Genomic DNA, 20,555 nt, shown 5'->3' with positions numbered 1-20,555 from the left:
ATGGAAATCCTCAAGCTCGCCGTCAGCGGTTGGTTCGCCCGGGCCCTGGCGGTCGCCGCCCGGCTGGAGATAGCGGACATCCTCGACGGGGGTTCGATGTCGTCCGCGGAGCTCGCCAAGCGCACCGAGACCGACCCGGACGTGCTCCACCGCCTGCTGCAGATGCTCACCGTGCCCGGTGTGCTGGAGCGGGACGGGGAGAAGTTCCGGCTGTCCGAGGCCTACGCCCCGCTGCGCGCCGACCACCCCATGACCCAGCGCCACTTCGCCATCCTCGCCGCCGAACTCTACGACGACGCCTTCGGTGGCCTGATGCACACCGTCAAGACGGGCCGGTCGGGCTTCGAGGAGGTCTTCGGGCAGTCGCTCTACGCCTACCTGGAGAACCACCCCGAGACGGCGGAGCTGTTCGACCAGGGAATGATCGACCTGGCCATGCCGGTCGCCCAGTGCCTGATCGGCGCGCACGACTTCAGCGGCGCCACGACCGTCGTCGACGTCGGCGGCGGCAGCGGTGGCCTGCTGCCCGGCATCCTGGCCGCCCACCCGGACCTGCGGGGCACCGTGGCCGACCGGGCCAGCGTCTGTGCCCGGGGCCACGAAGCGCTGGACCGGGTCACCGACGAGAGCGTCCTCGCCCGCATCAGCTTCGCGCCGAGCGACTTCTTCGCCGAGGTTCCCGCGGGCGCCGACCGTTACCTGCTGAAGAACGTGCTGCACGACTGGACGTACGACAACTGCGTCCGCATCCTGCGCACCGTCGCCACCGCGATGGCCGACAGCGCCGACGGCGCCCGGCTGCTGGTGGTGGAGCCGCTGGTGGAGAACGACATCGACGGCTGGCGGGCGATGTTCCAGGCGGTGGCCTGCGACGAGGGCACCATCGGCCTGGACGAGGCGGGCATGCGCCGCGCCCTGGAGGAGGCCGGCTTCACGGTCGAGTCCGTGACGCAGCTGCCGACGGGGCACAAGGTCCTCGAGTCCTCCCTGCGTGCCGGATGATGCTCACGCCCGTCTTCCTGTTCGCGGGGCAGGGCTCGCAGTACCACGGCATGGGCAAGTGGCTGTACGGAGCCGACCCCGTGTTCCGCGCCGCCCTCGACTCCCTCGACGCGGTCGTCCGTGACGTCCGCGGCGACTCGGTGATCGAGGCCATCCACGGTGGCGGCCACGGCCCCGAGCGCCCGATGACGAGCTTCGCGCTCACCCAGCCGGCGATCTTCATGGTCGAGTACGCCCTGGCACAGATGCTGAGGTCGCACGGGTTCGAACCCGGTGCGGTGCTCGGTGCCAGCCTGGGCGAGGTCGCGGCCGCGGCCGTGGCGGGTGTGGTCGACCCCCGGGAGTGCCTGCGCTCCCTGCTGCGCCAGGTCGAGCTGTTCGAGGCCGAGTGCCCCCGCGGGGGCATGCTCGCGGTCCTGTCCGACGTCGGTCTCGCCCGGCGCGATCCCGTCCTGGCGACGGCGCACGTGGCCGCGGTCAACTCGCCGGACAACTTCGTCCTGGCGGGAACGGCCGACGACCTGGACCGCATCGAGCGGCACCTCACCGCCACCGGCACGCTCTGCCAGCGGCTGCCCGTGCTGTTCCCCTTCCACTCGCCCCTGATCGACCCGGTGGAGGGCCCGTTCAAGGACCTCATCGGCCAACTCGCCATGAAGCCCGCCACCCTTCCGCTGATCTCCGGCACCACCGGCGGGGCCGTGCACCTGCCCGACCCGGCCCACCTGTGGCAGGTACTGCGGGAGCCGTTCGACCTGACCCGGGCCCTCGGCCCGCTGCTCGCACAGGACGACCTGCTCTTCCTCGACCTGGGGCCGTCCGGGTCCATGGCCAACCTGGTGCGCGCGGCCCTGCCGGACGGCAGCCGGTCCAAGGTCCTGCCGCTGCTGTCCCCGTACGCCCGTGACGAGGTGCTCTACCGGGCCGTCCTCGACACCCGGCCCCTCCTCGCGGCCCCCGGGGCCCGTACCGCCTCCGCACCACGAACCGAGGTGAAACCCGTGAGCGCACCCGCGGTGACGCCCGACCGGCCCGCCCCCGGCGGGCGGACACTCGACGTCTATGTCTTCCCCGGGCAGGGCGCACAGGCCAAGGGCATGGGCCGGGAGGTGTTCGACCGCTTCCCCGACCTCGTCGCCCGCGCCGACGCCGTGCTCGGCTACTCCATCCGGGAGCTCTGTCTGGAGGACCCGGGCCGCAACCTCCGCGACACGCGGTACACCCAGCCCGCGCTGTACGTCGTCAACTCCCTCACCTGGCTCGCGGCCGTCGGCGAGGGAGGGCGGCTGCCGGACTACGTCCTCGGACACAGCCTCGGCGAGTTCGCCGCCCTGTTCGCCGCCGGCGTCTTCGACTTCGAGACCGGACTGCGTCTGGTCGCCGAGCGCGGCCGGCTCATGGGACAGGTCACGGGCGGCACGATGGCCGCCGTATCGGCGGTCGACGCCGCGCTCGTCGAGCGGGTCCTGCGGGACAACGGCCTCGCCGAGCTCGACATCGCCAACTACAACGCGCCGACCCAGACGGTGATCGCGGGCCCCGCGGAGGCGGTCAACCGGGCACTGCCCCTGCTGAAGGAGGCCGGAGCCCGCTGCGCGCCGCTCAACGTCAGCGCGCCGTTCCACAGCCGGTACATGGCGGCGGCCGCCGAGGAGTTCGGGCGGCTGCTCGACGCCACCGAGTTCGCGGCCCCGAAGATCCCGGTGATCAGCAACGTCGACGCCAAGCCCTACGAGGCGGGCGAGGTGGCCGCCACCCTGCGCCGCCAGATCGCCTCACCGGTGCGCTGGACGGACAGCGTCCGGCTCCTGATGGGACAGGGCGACTTCCGGGTCCGGGAGCTCGGCCCCGGGCAGGTGCTGACCAAGCTCGTCGCCCGGGTCCGCACCGAGGCGACCGCGCTCCCGGCCGCGGACGTGTCCACGCCCGCCGCACCGCGGCAGCCGGCGCCGGTCCGCACCGAACCCACGCGCCCGCACCCCGAATCGCTGGGGTCGGACGCCTTCCGGCGCGACTACGGCGTCCGCCTCGCCTATGCCGCGGGAGGTATGCGCCGCGGCATCAGCTCGGTCGACCTGGTCGCCCGGATGGCGGGGGCCGGTCTGCTCTCCTACTTCGGTGCCTCGGGTCTCGCCGCCACGGACGTGGCCACGGCGGTGGCCCGGATCCGCGAGCGCGTGCCGGCCGGCGCGCCGTTCGGGGTCAACGTCACGCACGACCCCTTCGACCCGCGCGCCGAGGCCGACCTGGTGGACGTGCTGATCCGCCACGACGTCCGGTTCGTGGAGGCCGCCACCCACGTCGAGGTGACACCCGCGCTCGTCCGGCACCGCCTGACCGGCGCCCGGCTCCGTCCCGACGGCACGGTGCACGTGCCCCGCAAGCTCCTGGCGAAGGTGACCCGCCCGGACGCCGCCCGCCTGTTCCTGTCCCCGCCGCCCGCCGCGCTGGCGCGGCAACTGGTGGCCGAGGGGCTGCTCACCGCCGAGGAGGCGGCGGCCGGGGAGCGCGTCGCGCTGGCCGACGACGTCTGCGCGGTGGGCGACGCGGGCGACCACTCCGACCTCGCGACCCTGTGGGCTCTGCTGCCCGCGCTGCGCCGGCTGCGCACGGAGCTCGGGGGCGTCGCCGAGGGGGTGCGCATCGGGGCCGGCGGCGGCATCGGTGCACCCGAGTCGGCCGCGGCCTCGTTCGTGCTGGGCGCCGACTTCGTCCTCACCGGCTCCGTCAACCTGTGCACCGCCGAGAGCGGGATGAGCGCCGCCGCCAAGGACCTGCTCCAGGACGCCGACGTACACGACACCGCGTTCGCGCCCTACGGCGACCTGTTCGAACTGGGCGGCCGCGCACGCGTGCTGCGCAAGGGCGTGCTCTTCCACGCCCGCGCGGGCAAGCTGTACGACCTGTGGCGCAACTACGACTCCTGGGACGCGGTACCCGCGGCGGTGCGGTCCAAGGTCGAGCGCGACTACCTGGGCGCCTCCTTCGAGGACGTCTACGCCCGCCTCGGCCGCTCCGCCGAGCCGGCGCTCGACCCCAAGCGGCGCATGGCGCTGGTCTTCCGCTGGTACTGCGGGCAGGCGAGCACCTGGGCCATCGACGGGGCGCAGGGCCGCGCCGCCGACTACCAGATCCCCTGCGGGCCGGCGCTGGGCGCGTGCAACCGATGGCTGGCGCACACGCCGCTGCACGCCTGGCGGGACCGGCACGCCGACGAGCTGGCCGACCGTCTGATGACCGAGGCCGCCGCGGTCGCCCGCCCGGCACTCTGACCCGTGGCCGGCGCCGGGCGAGGCCCGGCGCCGGCCACCGAGCGACACCGAACAAGACACCACACTGAGCAAGAAGCGAGGCCGACCCCATGACCGAAACCTCCGCTCCGGAGCACACCACCGATCCGGACGAACTGGCCAGCGAGTTCGACCTGTCCGACCCGGCGTTCATCACCAACCCCGAGGCGGGCGAGCGGTGGCTGGGCGGCCCCCGCCCGGTCTGCAAGGGGAAGTTCGCCGACGGCAGCGACGTCTGGGTGGCCACGGGGTACCAGGACGTCAGGGCGGTACTGAGCGAGCCGACGTTCCGCAGCCGCCCGCCGGGCGACTCCCACCGCGCGTCCATGCTCAGCAGGGGCATCCCCGAGGACATCGTCGACATGTTCGACTCGACCCTGCTGACCATGGACGGCGACGACCACATGCGCGTGCGGCGGCTCGTCACCCGCGCCCTGTCCGCCCGGCGGATGCTGACGCTGACGCCGGCGGTCACCGCCATGGCGCACCGGCTGCTGGACGACCTCGCCGACAAGCCCGAGCCCGACCTGATCGCGGACTACGCGCACCCGCTGGCCATCAACGTCATCTGCGAAATGCTCGGCGTCGACGAGCACTACCGCGAGCAGTGGCGCGAGTGGAGCGAGACGCTCGCCCAGGCCCTGCGCCCCAACCCCGAGCAGTTCGCCCCCGCGGTGCGCGGCATGGCGCGCGTGACCAAGGAGCTGGTCGAGGCCCGCAAGGCCGAGCCCAGGGACGACCTCATATCCGAGCTCGTGCAGGTCCACGAGGAGGACAGCGACCGGCTGACCGACGACGAACTGGTGGCCCTGGCCATGGTGCTCGTCCAGGCCGGCCACGAAACCGTCCGCAACCTCATCGCGCTCGGCGTCTACACCCTGCTCCAGCACCCCGACCAGCTGAAGCTGCTGAAGGACGACCCGTCCATCGCCTCCCGGGCGGTCGCCGAACTGGTGCGCCACACCGCACCCGTGAAGCACACCTTCCGGCGCTTCGCCACCGAGCCCGTCGAGATCGGCGGGGTGACGGTGCAGCCCGGCGAGGCCGTCCAGGTCGTGCTGGCCGCCGCCAACCGGGACCCGGCCGAGTTCGGCTGCCCGGCGGACCTGGACCTCACGCGCGAGCACAACCCGCACCTGGGCTTCGGCCGCGGCGCCCACTACTGCCTGGGCGCCAGCCTCGCCCTCATCGAGGGCGAGGTCGCGCTGACCGCCCTGTTCGAGCGGTTCCCCGACGTGCGGCTGGCCGTCGACCCGGCGGAGATCGCCCCGCGCTACCTGCTCGCGATGCAGCGGCTCCCCGTGCACCTCGCGCCGGAGACGGACGAGCGATGACCGACGCCCCCGAACTGCCGGTGACCCGCTGAACGGAGAGACCATGTACCGAGAGATGTTCAAGTCCAAGATCCACCGCGCCACGGTGACGCAGGCGGACCTGCACTACGTCGGCTCCGTCACCATCGACGCCACCCTGATGGCCGCCGCCGACCTGTTGCCCGGGGAGAAGGTCGACATCGTCGACATCGACAACGGCAACCGGCTCAGCACCTACGTCATCGAGGGGGAGGCCGACAGCGGGATCATCGGCATCAACGGCGCCGCCGCCCGCCTCATCAGCCCCGGCGACCTCGTCATCATCATCTCCTACGCCTCCATGAGCGAGGAGAACGCCCGCTCGTACAAGCCCAGCGTGGTGTTCGTCGACGCGGACAACCGGCCCGTCACGACGGGCTCGGACCCCGCCGAGGTGCCCGACGGCTTCGGCCTGGTGCGCGGCGACACCATCAGCGCCTGACCGACCCCGCCTCGCCCATCGGAGACGCCCATGAGTGCCACCCCTGACGTCATGACCGCCTTCACCAGCGGTCTCGCGGACATCAACCTCGCCGAGTCCAGCGCCCCGCGGAGCGGCGCGAAGGCCGCCGGCATGAAGTCCGCCAGCGCCACCATCTACGACATGGCCGCCACGCTGTCCGGCAAGGGCGACCTGTGGAACTGGGGCATGTACGACGCCGACCTCGTCGAGGAGATCCGGGCCCGGGTGCCCGGATTCGGCGAGCCCTGGACCGACGGCTTCAGCGAGCAGCTCTACTTCCTCGCCCTGCGGGACCTCCCGATCGACCTGGACGACTACGCCGGCCGGGAGGTCCTGGAGGTCGGCTGCGGCATGGGGGAGGGCCTGAACTTCCTGTCGAGGGTCGCCCCCGGCGCGCGGATGACCGGCCTCGACCTGTCACCGAAGGCCATCGCACGCGGCACGGCCACGCTGTCCCGGGGCGACGCGCTGCGCTTCGTCCACGGCGACGCGGAGGACCTGCCGTTCGAGGACGGCTCCGTGGACGTGCTCGTCAACATCGAGAGCTCGCACACCTACCCCGACCTCGGCAAGTTCCTCAGCGAGGCCGCGCGCGTGCTGCGCCCCGGCGGCTACCTGAGCCACATCGACGTCTACACCCGGCAGCGCACCGCGACCATGAAGCAGGCGGCGGCGGAGACCGAGGGCCTGGAGTGGACCGCCGACCACGACATATCCGACCGGGTCCGCGCCGCGGTACGCCGCCGGATGGCGCCCGGCAGCCACTTCCGCACCATGCTCGGGAAGCAGCGGATGAACCCGCTGATGCGGCAGGTCGTCGCGCACAGCCAGATCCTCATGTTCGGCGGCATGTTCGCGGGCTACCAGCCGCCTTCCACGATCAAGGCGCTCAGCAAGCTGGGCATCGTGCCGTGGATGAGCGGACTGCCGATGGAGAGCTACCGCCACCAGATCGCCGTCCGCCGATGACCCGCCCTCCGGCATCGTGCCGTTCGCACGGAACGTCGTGCCGTCCGCACGGAAAGGAGGAGACGTGAGCGCACGGCTGTTCGCCGTCGCCGCCGGCACCGAGGACCTCCTGCGGGCGCTCCTGGTCGCGCACCTGGACCGGATCCGTACCCGGGGAGACCTTCCGCCGCTGGCCCGGTACTGCCACGACGCCGCCACGGGCACGGCCGGCCCGTACCGCGTCGCGTTCGCCGTCGAGTCGTACACCGAGCTGGAGAAGCAGCTCCAAGAAGTGTGCGCGGGCGAGGTGGAGCGCCTTCCGGCGGAGCTCGCCACCCGGCGTCCCCCGCTGGTGTTCGTCTTCGCCGGACAGGGCGCCCAGTGGGACGGAATGGGCCGCGAACTGCTCGCCACCGAGCCCGTGTTCCGGGACACGATGCACCGCTGCGACCGGCTCGTACGCGAGTTCGCGGGCTTCTCCGTCGTCGAACAGCTGGGACTGCCCCCCGAGTCGGCCCGGCTGGACGAACTGGACGTCCTGCAGCCGACGATGGTGTCCCTGCAGATCGCCCTGACGGCGCTGTGGCGCAGCTGGGGCGTGACCCCGGATGCCGTCGTCGGGCACAGCATGGGGGAGATCGCCGCCGCGCACACCGCCGGCGCGCTGACCCTGCGGGACGCCGTGATGATCGCCTGTCGGCGCAGCGCGCTGCTGCGCCGGATCGCCGGCAAGGGGGCACTGGCCACGACGGAACTCTCGCCCGCCGAGGCCCACGCGGTGGCCGAGGCCAGCGGCGGCAAGATCACTGTCGCCGGGGAGAACAGCCCCCGGTCGACCGTGCTGGCCGGTGACGCCCGGTCGCTCGCCGAGCTCGTCGACGAGCTGGGCCGACGGGACGTCTACTGCCGGGTGATCAAGGCAACGGTCGCCTCGCACAGCCCTTACGTCGAGGAGCTGCGCGAGGACCTCCACACCGCCCTGCGCACGCTGGAACCGACGGCCACCCGGGTGCCGATGTACTCGACCGTGACGTCCGAGCCGGTGCCCGGCACCGACCTCGGTGCCGCGTACTGGATGCGCAACCTCCGTGAACCCGTACGCCTCGCCGCCGCGGTGGAGAACCTGTTCGCCGCCGGGCACGAGGTGTTCGTGGAGGTCAGCGCCCACCCCGTGCTGCTCAGCCCCGTCCGGCAGACGCTGGAGAGCGGCGAACGGCAGGGCTGGCTGCTGCCGTCGGGCAGACGGCGGGAGGAGCGCCGGTCGGTGCTCTCCTCGCTCGGCACGCTGTACGCCTGCGGACGCGAGCCGAACTGGGCGGCGCTGTCGCCGGGCGGGCCCGCGACGGCCCTGACCCCTTACCAGGCCGCCGTGCTGGACGCCGTGCGGCTGCCCAGGCCGGTGCCGGTGGGGCAGTAGCGGGAAGAGCTGTGGGCCCCACGTCCGTACGGACGTGGGGCCCACAGGTTTCTCCAGGGTTCCCGGCGGGTCAGCGGCCCTTCCGCCGGACCTTGATGCTGGCCAGGTCGGTCGCCACCGAACGGAGGTCACCGCATTCGGCCCCGAGCTTGCGGACGGCGACGGCGGCCAGCTCCTCGGCCTTCGACAGCACGAGGGCCTCGCTGTCCTCCTCGTCGGCAGGGATCAGGACACGGAAGGCGAACCCGTGCAGGGTCCGCTGGTAGGTGACGGTGCCCTCCTCGGTGAACCGGGCGCTGAACACGTCGTGTTCGTCGGCCTGCGCCCGCAGCGACGCGCGCTGCTCGTCGTCGAGGGGGGCGAACTTGCCCTGGACGATGACCTGGTAGGTCGTGTGACTCATGACTGCGGTTCTCCTGATGTCTTTCTCGAGGTCGGTGTCGGTGTCGGCTGTCGTCCCGGCGGACGCCGGCGGGGCATGCGCGGCTTACGCCATCTCCTCCCGCCGGACGCGGTGGTGCGGCAGGAGGAACAGCAGACCGGTGACCGGCACGAGGCCGCCGGCCGCCCAGTACAGCGTCTCGCTGTAGGTGGACACGAACGTCCTGGCGCGGATCTCGCCGAGCGCGCCGCTGATCACGCCCTGGTTGCCCCGGTCGCCGTCCTCGGCGAGCTCGGCGCAGCTGCGCGGCACCTTCGACAGATCGTCCTGGCCGAGCGAGTCGGTCGCGCAGTTCTTGACCGCCGCGGCCTGCTGGGGCGCCACCGCCCGGACGGCCGGGACGACGCGGTCGGCCTCGGGCCCGGCGTTGCTCGCCAGGGCGGAGAAGAAGACACCGCTGATGACGGCCACCCCGAGGGCGGCGCCGAGCTGACCGGTCGCGTTGATGATGCCGGACGCGGCACCCGCCTCCTGCGGGGTGACCTCCCTGAGGACCAGCGCGGTCAGCGGGGGCATCAGCAGACCCATGCCGGAGCCGAGCAGCAGCATGGACGGGATGGCGTGCCAGGAGGTGATGTCCGCGCCCTCGTGACGGGCCATCCACGCGTAGGAGGCGATGCCCGCCAGCATGCTCAGCGCGCCCGCCATCAGGCAGTACCGGCCGTAGAGCGGGAAGAGTTTGCGCACGGCGAGGCCGCCGACGAGCGGGACGCACACGGAGAACGGGATCGCGGTCAGACCGGTGTGCAGCGCGGACCAGCCGAGGCCGCCCTGCAGATAGAGCGTCCAGCTGAGGAAGAAGCCCGCGGGAATGGCGCTGAAGAGCAACTGCACGCCGATGCCGGCACCGAAGGCACGGACCTTGAACAGGGACAGCGTCACCAGGGGCGAACCGTCCTTGCGGGTCTTGTGGCGTTCGTACACCACGAACAGCGCGATGACGGGTGCCGCCGCGACGAGCGCGACGATGCTCCAGAGCGGCCAGTCGAGCTCGCGCCCGAGGGTCAGGGGCAGCATCAGCAGCAGCAGTCCGACGATCGCCAGCAGCATGCCGATGATGTCCAGCCGCTTGGCGTGCGGGGAATTGGACTCCCGCATCCACTTCCACGCACCGATCAGGGCCGCCACGCCGATCGGGAGGTTGACCACGAAGATGCTCCGCCAGCCGAGGTCCAGCGGGCTCCAGTCGACCAGCGCGCCGCCGACGACGGGGCCGGAGACGATGGCCAGACCGATCATGCTCGCGTAGAGGCTGACGACGCGCCCGACCTCCTGGGGAGCGAAGGTGACGTGGATCAGCGCGAGGACCTGGGGCACCATGATCGCGGCGGCGAGCCCCTGGAGCGCCCGGGAGGCGACCAGCATCTCGGTGTTCTGCGCGGCGGCGCACAGGGCCGACGCGATGACGAACCCGGCGACGCCGGTGAGGAACATCCGCTTGCGGCCGAAGATGTCACCGAGCCGGCCGCCGGTGATCAGGAGGACCGCGAAGCTCAGCGTGTAACCGGCCGTCATCGCCTGGACGGCGACGGCCGAGGCGCCCAGGTCGCGCTGGATGCTGGGGATCGCCACGGTGATGATGTTGGCGTCGAGCAGGTCCATGAAGGTGGCGACCAGCAGGACGGTCAGCGCGAGCCATCGCTTCGGGTCGGGCTCGGGCGCGTCGGCGGTGACAGGCGGTAATGCGGCAGCCGACCGCTCTGTTTGCCCTGCCTTGCTCATGCGTTCTTCTCCAGGTTCTCGATTGATCGCGTCCGGCCGGGGGAGGCCGGGCGCGCGGTGCTGGGGCTGGTCGTCCCGTCGGCGGGGGTGGCGACGGGCGGTTCGGCCGCGGCCGCGGTGCTGTGGGCGAGGGCGGTCCAGGCCGTCATCAACAGCTCCACCACGTCCACGACCGTGTCCGTGCTGCTGTCGGCGGGCGAGAGCACGCGCTGGATCGACAGACCGTCGTCCAGGGCGTGCACGATGAGCGCCAGCAGTTCCACGGGGGCCGGCGTGGTCACACCGCGATCGGCGAAGCCCTGCTCCAGCCCCTGGGCCATCGCGGCCCGGGTGCGGCGTTCGCGGTCCGCCAGCACCGGCAGCAGCTCCGGGCGGTCGCGCAGGCCGTAGAGCCAGAGTTCGGTGCGCAGGGCGAGCCAGCCGGCGAGGTTGCGGTCACGCTCGCCGTGCCAGGAGCGCAGGTGCTCGATCATCTCGTCGAAGGAGCCCGACTGGCGGCTCATCGCCCGGACTTCCTCCAACTCGCGTTGGGTCCGCTGCTCGAGCAGGGCCAGGACGAGTTCGTGCTTGCCCTTGAAGTTGCCGTAGAACGCGCCGCGGGTGTAGCCGGCGCGCTCGACGATCTGCTCCACCGACGTCCCGTTCACCCCTTGTTCGGCGAAGAGTTCGGCCGCCGACCGCAGGAGTTGTTCGCGGGTGAGTTCCCGGCTCTGCTGCCGGGTGAGCCGCTGGGTGATGGTGATCGCCTCCCTGACGAGCCACTGAGATGCGAGACTGTATCCCAATACGGCTCTGTATCTGAAACAGGATCACGAGAGCGCACCGATGGGCCCGCGCACGGCGAAGGCCCGCGCACGACGAAAGGCTGCCACCGTCGCCCGAGGGGAGGTGGCAGCCCGTGGCCGAGCCGGGGAGGCCGGGGACTCCGGGAAGACCGGAAGGAGGGGTCAGTCGGCTGTCCGCTCCGGGGTCCGGAACCGGTTGATGGCCGGCAGATGCTTCTCGCGCAACTCGTGGTCGCGCACGCCGAGGCCCTCCCCGGGGGCCAGGGCGAGGACTCCGACCTTGCCCAGGTGCAGGTTGCGATGGACGTCGTACAGGGCCTGGCCGGTCTCCTCCAGGGCGTAGGTCCGCGACAGGGTGGGGTGGATCCTGCCCTTGGCGATCAGGCGGTTGGCCTCCCACGCCTCGCGGTAGTTGGCGAAGTGCGAGCCCACGATCTTCTTCAGCGACATCCACAGATAGCGGTTGTCGTATTCGTGGTTGTAGCCCGAGGTCGAGGCACAGGTGACGATGGTGCCGCCCTTGCGCGCGACGAAGACGGAGGCGCCGAAGGTCTCCCGGCCGGGGTGCTCGAAGACGATGTCCACGTCCTCGCCGCCGGTCAGTTCGCGGATGCGCTTGCCGAGACGCTTCCACTCCTTGGGGTCCTGGGTACGCTCGTCCTTCCAGAACCGATAGCCCTCGGCGCCGCGGTCGATGACCGCCTCGGCGCCCATGGCGCGGCAGATCTCCGCCTTCCGCTCGCTGGAGACCACGCAGACGGGGGTGGCGCCGCCGGCCAGCGCGAACTGGGTCGCGAACGCGCCCACGCCGCCGGAGGCGCCCCAGATCAGGACGTTGTCGCCCTGTTTCATCCCGGCACCGTTGCGGGACACCAACTGGCGGTACGCCGTGGCGGCGACCAGGCCGGGGGTGCCGGCCTCCTCCCAGGTGAGGTGGGCGGGCTTGGGCATCAGCTGGTTCGCCCGGACCAGGGCCAGTTCGGCGAGTCCGCCGAAGTTGGTCTCGTAGCCCCAGATGCGCTGCTGCGGGTCGAGCATCGTGTCGTTGTGCCCGTCCGGTGCCTCCAGGTCCACCGACAGGCAGTGCGCCACGACCTCGTCACCGGGCTTCCAGGCGTTGACGCCCGGCCCGGTGCGCAGCACCACGCCCGCCAGGTCGGAGCCTATGACGTGGTACGGCAGGTCGTGCCGCGCGGCCAGCGGCGACTGGGCTCCGTACCGGGAGAGGAAACCGAAGGTCGACAACGGTTCGAAGATCGACGACCAGACGGTGTTGTAGTTCACGGAGCTGGCCATCACGGCGATCAGGGCTTCGCCCGGCCCGAGTTCGGGCACCGGGACCTCGTCGAGGTGCACGGACTTGCGCGGGTCCTTGTCCTGGGTGGCGAGCCCGGCGAACAGCTCGGTCTCGCTCCTGTGCAGGGTGACGGCCCGGTAGGACTCGGGGAGGGGGAGCGCGGCGAAGTCCTCCGGTGCCGCGTCCCCGCTCACGATGGCGCTGACGATGTCCTGCATGCGACGTCCTCGGAAGTGGAATGTACGGGTGGCGCGGTCGGTGCGCGGTCGGCGCACCTCGCGGTGGGTCGGCCGGTCGGGCCCGGCCGCAGGGGCGGTGGTGAGGCCGCGGCGCAGCGGGCCGGAGCCGGGGCGCCGGCGCCGCGTGGCGCGGTGGGCCGGCCACGGCGCGGGCTCGGGATGCCGGCGACGGTGTGTCCGGCGGCCGGGGCGCCCGCACGAGTCGCACGGGGTCGCACGGCAAGACGGTCCGCACGGAAGACGCTGCGCATCCGTGAGGCCGGTGCCCCTGGTGACGTGCGGGTCACCCTACTGGGGCCGGATGGGTGTTCCAAGGGGGTGATCGGATTCCTGCTGTCCGCAGCCCTGGGCCCGCACAGGCTGTACTGACTGATTTCCTACGGGGTTTCCTCGGCGGAACGCTGTATTCCAGGATAATTTCCGGCCATTTTCCGGGGAACGGTCGGGTGTTGATCAGTTGCCGTCGGTCGGGCGGTACGGGGTGGTGGGGGCCGGCACCACGATCGCGGTGGCCACATACGCGGCGCCGTCGCGGACGAGGGTCCGCCAGTGTCCGGTGAACCGGTCGATCCGGCGCCCGCCGACCACCGGTCCGGGCACGTTCAGCGAGCAGTTGAACGTCCCGTCCTCCGGGCCGGGGGTGATGACGCAGTCGCTGAAGTCCAACCACTGTCCGGTCAGCGGGAACCACGTCTTGTACGTGCTCTCCTTGGCGCTGAACAGCAGCCGGTCCCAGGCCACGGCCGGGTGCGAGGCGCTGAGCCGGTCCAGCGCACGCCGCTCCTCGGGCAGTGCCACCAGCTTCTCGACCCCTGCCGGCAGCGGGGCGTGGGGTTCGGCGTCGATCCCGACCGAGGCGACCGCCGTGTTCCGCGCGACCGCCGCCGCGCGGTAGCCGTCGCAGTGGGTCATGCTGCCCACGATCCCCTCGGGCCATATCGGGGCCCCACGGGTGCCGCGCAGGATCGGCCCGGGCGCGATGCCCAGCCCGGCCAACGCCGTCCGCGCGCACAGGCGGACGGTGGCGAACTCCCGTCGGCGCTTGTCAACCGCGCGCGTCACGATGTCGGCCTCCTGCGGGTACAGGTGCACATCCGGGGGGTCCGCGAACAGTTCCACGACGTTGACGTCCGGGAACAGCCCCGTCAACAGGCCGTTTCCGGTCCCGGGAACCGCCGGGCCCGGCCGGTGCGCGGCCTCGGTGTCAGGAGCGGGGCTCGCGGGCGTCAGCCCTGGTGAACGGGGTGTCCGTATCGGGCCGTTTGGACAGAAACCCGGTTCCTGAATGTCTGTCATGAACGAAGGTTACCCTTGCAGAAGTGGTCATGATCGACCAAGATGTGTTCCGTCGAAGCGCGATTTCCGGCCTCATCAACGAAGGTTGGATCTTCCGCGCACGATGGTTCTTCCGAGGGCCCGCTAGCGTCGGCGCATCGCCGCGACGTCGGGGGGACTTCATGGCAATACATCGCAGGGTGGGGGATGTGATGATTCAGCGCTGCCGTTTTTCATGGCCGCGTTCTGGCCGTGGTGTGTGTGTTTCCACGCCATGTGTCCGGTTCATGTGCGTGGTCGCATGCTGACCCGGCCGGTTGTTCTGGGGCTTCCCGCACTCTCGGTCAGCGGCCTGTCCGAGAACTGGCTGTTACGTGAAGCCGGTGACCTCCACTGGTCCCTCATCGGGGAGCACTTCGGTCTTCCCGTCGCCGAACTCGCCGATACCGACGGTAATCGGCTGCTGCCCGCCTTCACTCGCGCCAGGCTCATCGCGGCCGAGTCGCTGCGGTCCTTCACCGAGCACGACGAGGGAGAGCTGAGCGGCGCGCTGACCAAGCTCGACGAGCAGACCTTCGTCAGCGACATCCGTTTCGCCACGGCCACGGCCCACGTCGACGTCAGGCTGCTCACGGCCTTCGTCCACCGCGGCGCCGGCAACTGGCTCGTCCCCGGCATACCGCAGCCGCGAGGCGGCGCCCCGGTGGCGCGCCCGGCGGCGGAACATCTGGACTTCCACCGTGAGTTCCGCGCGCGGACCGCCCCGGCCCCCGACGCCGTCGGCCTGTTCAGCGACACCTACGAACTCAACCCGTTCGCGGACATGAACGCCGCCGGCCTGCTGTACTTCGCCTCGTACCCGCACATCAACGACCGCGGCGAGCGCAATTACGTCCAGTCGCTCGTGCCGGGCGGCGAGTGGGCCGTCGAGGCCGTCACCCTCAGCCGGGACATCGTCTATCTCGGCAACTGCGGCATCGACGACGCGGTGCGCTACCGCCTGGACGACTGCCGACTGGAAGCGGACCACCGTGTGGTCCTGACGTCGTCCCTGCTGCGGGAGCGCGACGGAAGGCCGCTCGCCCGCATGGAGAGCGTCAAGCGGCTCCTCCGGCCCGACGCCTACGCGGCCCTGTGGGACGCCGCCGGAGCCCCTGTCGCGGCCTCCTCGGCGCCGCGGGCGGCCCAGGCCCCCGCCGCCGTCGAGGGCAGCGCGCCCGCGCCCGACGACCTCGAACCCCGGCTCCTGGCGCTGATGGAGAGCGTGCTCGACGAGCCCGCCGGTTCGCTGACCGCGGACGACGATCTGCGGGGACGCGGGCTGGACAGCCTGGCGCTGTCGGAAGCCGCAGCCCGGGCCCAGGACGAGAGCGGGCTGGAGATCGACCCCAGCACCATGTTCCAGGCGTTCACCGTCGCCGCCATGGCGCGCGTGCTGCGTGGTGAGCGCCCCGCCCCGGCCCCGGTCACGGCCGTGCCGCAGGCCGCGCCCCGCTCCGGCGCGGGGGCGCCGATCGCCGTGATCGGCATGGCCGGCCGGTTCCCCGGCGCGCGGAGCGTGCCCGAGCTGTGGGACCTGCTGGGCCGGGACGAGGACGCCGTCCGTATCGTCCCGACCGACCGCTGGGACACGGCCGCCCACCCCGGGCTGGTCGACAAGGCGGCCCTGCTCGACGACATCCGCCGCTTCGACCACGAGTTCTTCTCCATCAGCCCCCGCGAGGCCGCGCTGATGGACCCCCAGCAGCGGCTGCTGCTGGAGGTGGCGTGGGCGACGGCCGAGGACGCCGGGTGCGACCCGACCTCGCTGGCCGGCAGCCGCACGGGCGTCTACGCGGGCGTCTGCCACTCCGACTACGCCGCCGTGCTCGCCGAGCACGCCGGACGCGACGAGCCGCACCTGAGCGTCGCGGTCTCTCCCTCCCTGGTGGCCAACCGGGTGTCCTACGCCCTCGGGCTGCGCGGCCCGAGCGTCGCCGTCGACACCCTCTGCTCCTCGTCCCTGGTGGCCGTCGCGCAGGCCGTCGCGGCCCTGCGCGCCGGTGAGTGCGACCAGGCGTTCGCCGGCGGGGTGAACGTACTGTGCGATCCCGCCCGGCAGCACGCCTACCAGCGCACCGGTGTGCTGAGCCCGCGCGGCCGCTGCCACACCTTCGACGACGACGCCGACGGATACGTCCGGGGCGAGGGCGTCGGCGCCCTGCTGCTCAAGCCGCTGGACCGGGCCCTGGCCGACGGCGACCGCGTGCACGCGGTGATCCGCGGCGTGGCCGTCAACCACGGCGGGCAGGCGCAGTCCTTCACCGCGCCCAACCCGGACGCCCAGGCGGACCTGTTGGTGACCGCGTACAACGAGGCGGGAGTCGACCCGGCGACCGTCGGCTACATCGAGGCGCACGGCACCGGCACGCGCCTGGGCGACCCCATCGAGATCTCCGGCATGGTCGCGGCGTTCGAGCGGCTCTACGACCAGTGGGGTCATCCGCGACCGGAGCAGCCGCACTGCGGCGTCGGCTCCGTCAAGACCAGCATCGGCCACCTGGAGGCGGCCGCCGGGATCGCCGGAATGATCAAGGTGATCCTGGCCATGCGCCACCGGACGCTGCCGGCCAGCCGCAACGTGCGCCGGCCGAACCGGATGATCAAGGTCGACGGCACGCCGCTGCGGCTCCAACTCCAGCGGGCCGCCTGGGAAGCGCCCGCCGGCGGCGGTCCGCGCCGGGCCGGTGTCAGCTCCTTCGGCATGGGAGGCACCAACGCGCACGTCGTGCTGGAGGACGCGCCCGAAACGGCCGCCCCGGCCACGACCGGCCCGCTCCCGGTGCTCGTCCCCGTCTCGGCCCGTACGCCGCAGGCCCTGCGCGAGGCCGTGGCCGCGCTCCTCGACGTCGTCCGCTCCCCGGACGCCCCGCCGCTGGCATCGATCGCGCGGACCCTGCAGACCGGTCGCGCGGCCCTGCCGTGCCGCGTCGCCGTCGAGGCGGCGGACCTCGGCGAACTGGCCGAGAAGCTCGCCGCGGTGCTCGCGAACGAGCCGGCCGACGGCGTGGCCCCGGCCAAGGACCGGCAAGCGGCGGAGCCGCGGTTCACCACCCCGGACGCCCCGCCGGTGTCGCTGCCGACCTACCCCTTCAGCCGCGACCAGCACTGGGCGGCGCCCGTCGCGGGCGCCGAGTTCCTCACCACCACCTGGGAGGACGCGCCCGCACCGGACGCCGTCCCGGGCGGCCGGCTCCTGGTGGTCACCACCGACCCGGAGCTCGCCCGCACGGTGCTCGGTGACCGCGGCGTCGTGCACGTCCCGGGCGACCCGCTGCCCGAGGCGAGCGGCCTGACCGGTGTCGTCGACCTGGTCGACTGGTCCGCGCCCGGCACGCGCGTCACCGAGCGGATCGCCCTGCTGCAGCGCGTGCTCACCGCGAACCCCCGCATCGGGCTGCGCTGCGTGCACGTCAGCGGCGCCGAACGCTCCGCGCTCGCCGGCTTCTACCGTTCGCTGTCCGGCGAGTTCCCCGGTGTCCACGGGCGGACCGTCCGCGTGGACGGCGGCCCCGCCGAACTCGTGGCCGCCGTCAGGGCCGAGACGTCGGCGGCCGACCGGGAGACGGAGATCCGCTACGCGGGGGCCCGGCGCCGCCGTCCGGTGGCCGCCTTCGCCCCGGCCTCGGCCGGTGACGACCCGCTCGCCGACCTCGGTCGCGGCGCGGTGCTCATCACGGGCGGCCTGGGCGGCATCGGGCTGCGCCTCGCGGCCCATCTCGCCGACCGCGGCGCCCGGCACATCGTGCTGGTCGGCCGCTCCCGGATGCCGGTCCGCAACCAGTGGGCCGCACTCGCGGCCGAGCCGTCCACGGACCCGGTCCTGCGGGCCCGGCTCACGGCGCTGCTCGCCCTGGTCGAGCGCGGTGTGACGCTGACCGTGCGGACCGACGCGCTGGACGACGTCACCTCGCTCCGTCGGCTGATCGGCCGGGTCAGGAAGCAGGCCGGCGGGATCGAGGCGGTCTTCCACTGCGCGGGCGTCATGGACCCGCCCGCGTCCTTCCTCTCCCGGACCGCCGAGGAGATCTCCCGGGTGCTGCGGCCGAAGGCCGACGGCCTGCGGGTGCTGTGGTCGGCCTTCGGGCCGACACCACCGCGGCTCATGGTGTTGTTCTCCTCGGTGGCCGGAGCGGTGCCCCGGCTGGCCGCGGGCCACCTGGACTACGCGGCGGCCAACACCGTGCTCGACGACTTCGCCGCCGCCCACGACGGCGAGTCGGGCTGCGCGGTGCGCGCCCTGCGCTGGCCGCTGTGGCGCGGCGTCGGGATGGGCCTCGAGCGGACGAGCGCCGGCGGGGCGCTCGGCATCCCCGACCTGGACGGGAGCGAGGCCCTGGAACTGCTGGACCTCGCCCTGCGGGTACCCGGTGAACCGGTGCTCCTGCCCTGCCGGGTGGAGCGCACGTCGCTGGCCGAGGACGAGCTGTTCCTGGCGCCGTCGCGCACCGTTCCGGCGGAGCGGGCGCCCTCGCGTCCCGTACCGGCCGCACCGTCCTCGGACGGTGCCGGCACCCTGCCGGACGCGGCCGGGGAAGCCACCGCGGACAGCGCGCCGGACACGGCGGCCGACCTCGGTTGGCTGACCGCCCTGGTGGCCCGGACGACCAAGGTCGACGCGGCTCTGCTGGGACCCGACACCGCGCTCGGTGACGTCGGCGTGGACTCGCTGCTGATGGCCGAACTGGTGCGGGACCTCGAAGCGGAGCTCGGCCACGCCGTCGACCCGAGCCTGCTCCAGGAACACCCGACGCTCGCCGGGCTCGCCGGCGCGCTCGGCGCACCCACCACCGCCCGCGCCCCCGAGCCGGCCGGCCTGCCCGCACGGGCCGTTGTCACGGAACCGGCCCCCGCCCCCGGCGGACGGCCGACCCCGATCGCCGTGATCGGCATGGGCTGCCGACTGCCGGGCGCCGCCGACCCCGCGCAGCTCTGGGACGTGCTGCTCGCGGGCCGCGACCTCGTCACCGAGGTGCCGGCCGACCGCTGGGACATCGGCTCGCTCTACAGCCCGGACGGCGGACCGGGGCGCAGCCAGAGCAAGTGGGGCGGATTCCTCGACGACGCCGCCCTGTTCGACCCGGAGTTCTTCGGCTTCGACGACGAGTCGGCCCGGCAACTGGACCCGCTGGCGCGCAAGGCGCTGGAGGTGTCCGTGGAGTGCCTGCGGGACGCCGGCTACCGCGAGGACGAGGTGCGGGGCCAGTCGCTGGGGGTCTTCGTCGGCACGCGGACGGGCAACCACCGCGCGCATCTGCAGCCCCCGACGCGGCAGTACACGGCCGGGGTCAACCAGAACTTCGTGGCCGCGCACATCTCGCACTTCCTCGACCTCAGCGGGCCGAACCTGGTGGTCGACAGCGCCTGTTCGTCGTCCCTGGTGACCATTCACCTGGCCGCGCAGAGCCTGGCGTCGGGCGAGTCGTCCATGGCCCTGGCCGGGGGCGTGGACCTGCTGTTCGACGAGGAGCCCTACCTCATGCTGAGCGCCGGCAAGGCGCTGTCGCCCAGCGGCCGTTGCCGCACCTTCGACGAGTCCGCCGACGGCCTCGTCCCCGGTGAGGGCGCCGGAATGGTGCTGCTCAAGCGGCTCGCCGACGCCCAGCGCGACGGGGACCGGGTGCTCGCCGTGATCGAGTCGTCGGGCGTCAACAACGACGGCCGGACCATGGGGCACACCACCCCGAACGGACGCGCCCAGCGCGCCCTGGTCTCCGACGTGCTCGCCCGCGGCGGGATCGACGCCCGCACCATCGGGTACGTCGAGGCCCACGGCACCGGCACGATGATCGGCGACCCGATCGAGCTCCAGGCGCTGACGACCGTCCACCGGACCCACACGGACGACCGCGGCTACTGCGGCATCGGCAGCATCAAGAGCGCGATGGGCCACCTGCTCAGCGCGGCGGGCGTCGCCGGCTTCATCAAGGCCGTACAGATCCTGCGGCACGGCCGGCTCGTGCCGACCCTGCACTGTCACCGGCCGAACCCGCGCTTCGCGTTCGCCGAGTCGCCGTTCTTCCCGGTGACGCGGGCCATGGAACTGCCGCCCGGCAGCCGGGTCGGTGTCAGCGCTTTCGGCTTCGGCGGCACCAACGCCCATGTCGTCCTGGGGCCGGGCACACCCGGCGAACCGGGCAGGCCCCCGCTGCCGCTGCCCGTCTACCGGCGCCGCCGCTTCTGGCGCCTCCCCGCCGCGCCCGGGCCGGCCACGGCGCCGGTCCGCTCGGCCCGGCTCGACCTGACCCTCACCTAGCCCGGCCTGACCCTCACGCAACCCGGCG

General features: G+C 72.6%; 12 protein-coding genes. 7 read left to right on the top strand and 5 right to left on the bottom strand.

From position 1 onward, the window contains the following. The 6 genes from ACZ53N_RS04785 (at position 1) to ACZ53N_RS04760 (ending at position 8,472) form a co-directional block, all read left to right on the top strand. Positions 1-1,002, top strand: coding sequence for a methyltransferase (locus ACZ53N_RS04785; protein WP_469139534.1), 1,002 nt, complete (start codon positions 1-3; stop codon positions 1,000-1,002). Continuing rightward, positions 999-4,274 (top strand): ACP S-malonyltransferase, encoded by a 3,276-nt coding sequence (gene fabD, locus ACZ53N_RS04780; protein WP_469139533.1) that lies wholly within the window; start codon positions 999-1,001, stop codon positions 4,272-4,274. The genes ACZ53N_RS04785 and fabD overlap by 4 nt, the downstream gene beginning before the upstream one ends. A gap of 89 nt (positions 4,275-4,363) precedes the next feature. Continuing rightward, positions 4,364-5,626, top strand: coding sequence for a cytochrome P450 family protein (locus ACZ53N_RS04775; RefSeq protein WP_469139532.1), 1,263 nt, complete (start codon positions 4,364-4,366; stop codon positions 5,624-5,626). Positions 5,627-5,669: 43 nt separating this feature from the next. Continuing rightward, positions 5,670-6,086, top strand: coding sequence for an aspartate 1-decarboxylase (panD, locus tag ACZ53N_RS04770; RefSeq protein WP_469139531.1), 417 nt, complete (start codon positions 5,670-5,672; stop codon positions 6,084-6,086). 30 nt (positions 6,087-6,116) lie between these two features. Next, entirely contained in the window at positions 6,117-7,076 is a 960-nt protein-coding gene (locus ACZ53N_RS04765; protein ID WP_362208581.1) for a class I SAM-dependent methyltransferase, read from the top strand. 64 nt (positions 7,077-7,140) lie between these two features. After that, entirely contained in the window at positions 7,141-8,472 is a 1,332-nt protein-coding gene (locus ACZ53N_RS04760; protein WP_469139530.1) for an acyltransferase domain-containing protein, read from the top strand. Between the two features lie 70 nt (positions 8,473-8,542). On the opposite strand, the gene ACZ53N_RS04755 is transcribed toward ACZ53N_RS04760, so the two are convergent. The 5 genes from ACZ53N_RS04755 to ACZ53N_RS04735 form a co-directional block, all read right to left on the bottom strand. After that, a complete protein-coding gene (locus ACZ53N_RS04755) occupies positions 8,543-8,875 on the bottom strand; it encodes a DUF6204 family protein (protein WP_469139529.1) in 333 nt (110 codons plus the stop codon). Positions 8,876-8,959: 84 nt separating this feature from the next. Further along, the gene (locus tag ACZ53N_RS04750) at positions 8,960-10,636 is read right to left on the bottom strand and encodes an MFS transporter (protein ID WP_469139528.1); all 1,677 of its coding nucleotides are present in this window, start codon (positions 10,634-10,636) and stop codon (positions 8,960-8,962) included. After that, on the bottom strand, positions 10,633-11,421 hold the full coding sequence (locus ACZ53N_RS04745) for a TetR/AcrR family transcriptional regulator (protein ID WP_469139527.1): 789 nt from the start codon (positions 11,419-11,421) through the stop codon (positions 10,633-10,635). The genes ACZ53N_RS04750 and ACZ53N_RS04745 overlap by 4 nt, the downstream gene beginning before the upstream one ends. A gap of 162 nt (positions 11,422-11,583) precedes the next feature. Continuing rightward, entirely contained in the window at positions 11,584-12,936 is a 1,353-nt protein-coding gene (ccrA, locus tag ACZ53N_RS04740; protein WP_469139526.1) for a crotonyl-CoA carboxylase/reductase, read from the bottom strand. Between the two features lie 474 nt (positions 12,937-13,410). After that, positions 13,411-14,106: a 4'-phosphopantetheinyl transferase family protein gene (locus tag ACZ53N_RS04735; RefSeq protein ID WP_469139525.1), complete on the bottom strand. Its 696-nt coding sequence runs from the start codon at positions 14,104-14,106 to the stop codon at positions 13,411-13,413. A 427-nt stretch (positions 14,107-14,533) separates the two neighbouring features. On the opposite strand from ACZ53N_RS04735, the gene ACZ53N_RS04730 reads away from it, so the two are divergent. Continuing rightward, positions 14,534-20,527 carry a beta-ketoacyl synthase N-terminal-like domain-containing protein gene (locus ACZ53N_RS04730; RefSeq protein WP_469139524.1) on the top strand — a complete coding sequence of 1,998 codons (5,994 nt, stop codon included), beginning with the start codon at positions 14,534-14,536 and terminating at the stop codon, positions 20,525-20,527. The last annotated feature ends 28 nt before the right edge of the window (positions 20,528-20,555 follow it).

The sequence above is a fragment of the Streptomyces sp. NPDC033229 genome (assembly GCF_055576875.1).
The sequence above is the reverse complement of the archived record's forward strand: the minus strand, read 5'-3'. Positions and strand labels throughout refer to the sequence as shown.

Coding starts and splice junctions, on each gene's coding strand:
- ACZ53N_RS04785 (WP_469139534.1), top strand. CDS start 1: ATGGAAATCCTCAAGCTCGCCGTCAGCGGTTGGTTCGCCCGGGCCCTG.
- fabD (WP_469139533.1), top strand. CDS start 999: ATGATGCTCACGCCCGTCTTCCTGTTCGCGGGGCAGGGCTCGCAGTAC.
- ACZ53N_RS04775 (WP_469139532.1), top strand. CDS start 4,364: ATGACCGAAACCTCCGCTCCGGAGCACACCACCGATCCGGACGAACTG.
- panD (WP_469139531.1), top strand. CDS start 5,670: ATGTACCGAGAGATGTTCAAGTCCAAGATCCACCGCGCCACGGTGACG.
- ACZ53N_RS04765 (WP_362208581.1), top strand. CDS start 6,117: ATGAGTGCCACCCCTGACGTCATGACCGCCTTCACCAGCGGTCTCGCG.
- ACZ53N_RS04755 (WP_469139529.1), bottom strand. CDS start 8,875: ATGAGTCACACGACCTACCAGGTCATCGTCCAGGGCAAGTTCGCCCCC.
- ACZ53N_RS04750 (WP_469139528.1), bottom strand. CDS start 10,636: ATGAGCAAGGCAGGGCAAACAGAGCGGTCGGCTGCCGCATTACCGCCT.
- ccrA (WP_469139526.1), bottom strand. CDS start 12,936: ATGCAGGACATCGTCAGCGCCATCGTGAGCGGGGACGCGGCACCGGAG.
- ACZ53N_RS04730 (WP_469139524.1), top strand. CDS start 14,534: ATGCTGACCCGGCCGGTTGTTCTGGGGCTTCCCGCACTCTCGGTCAGC.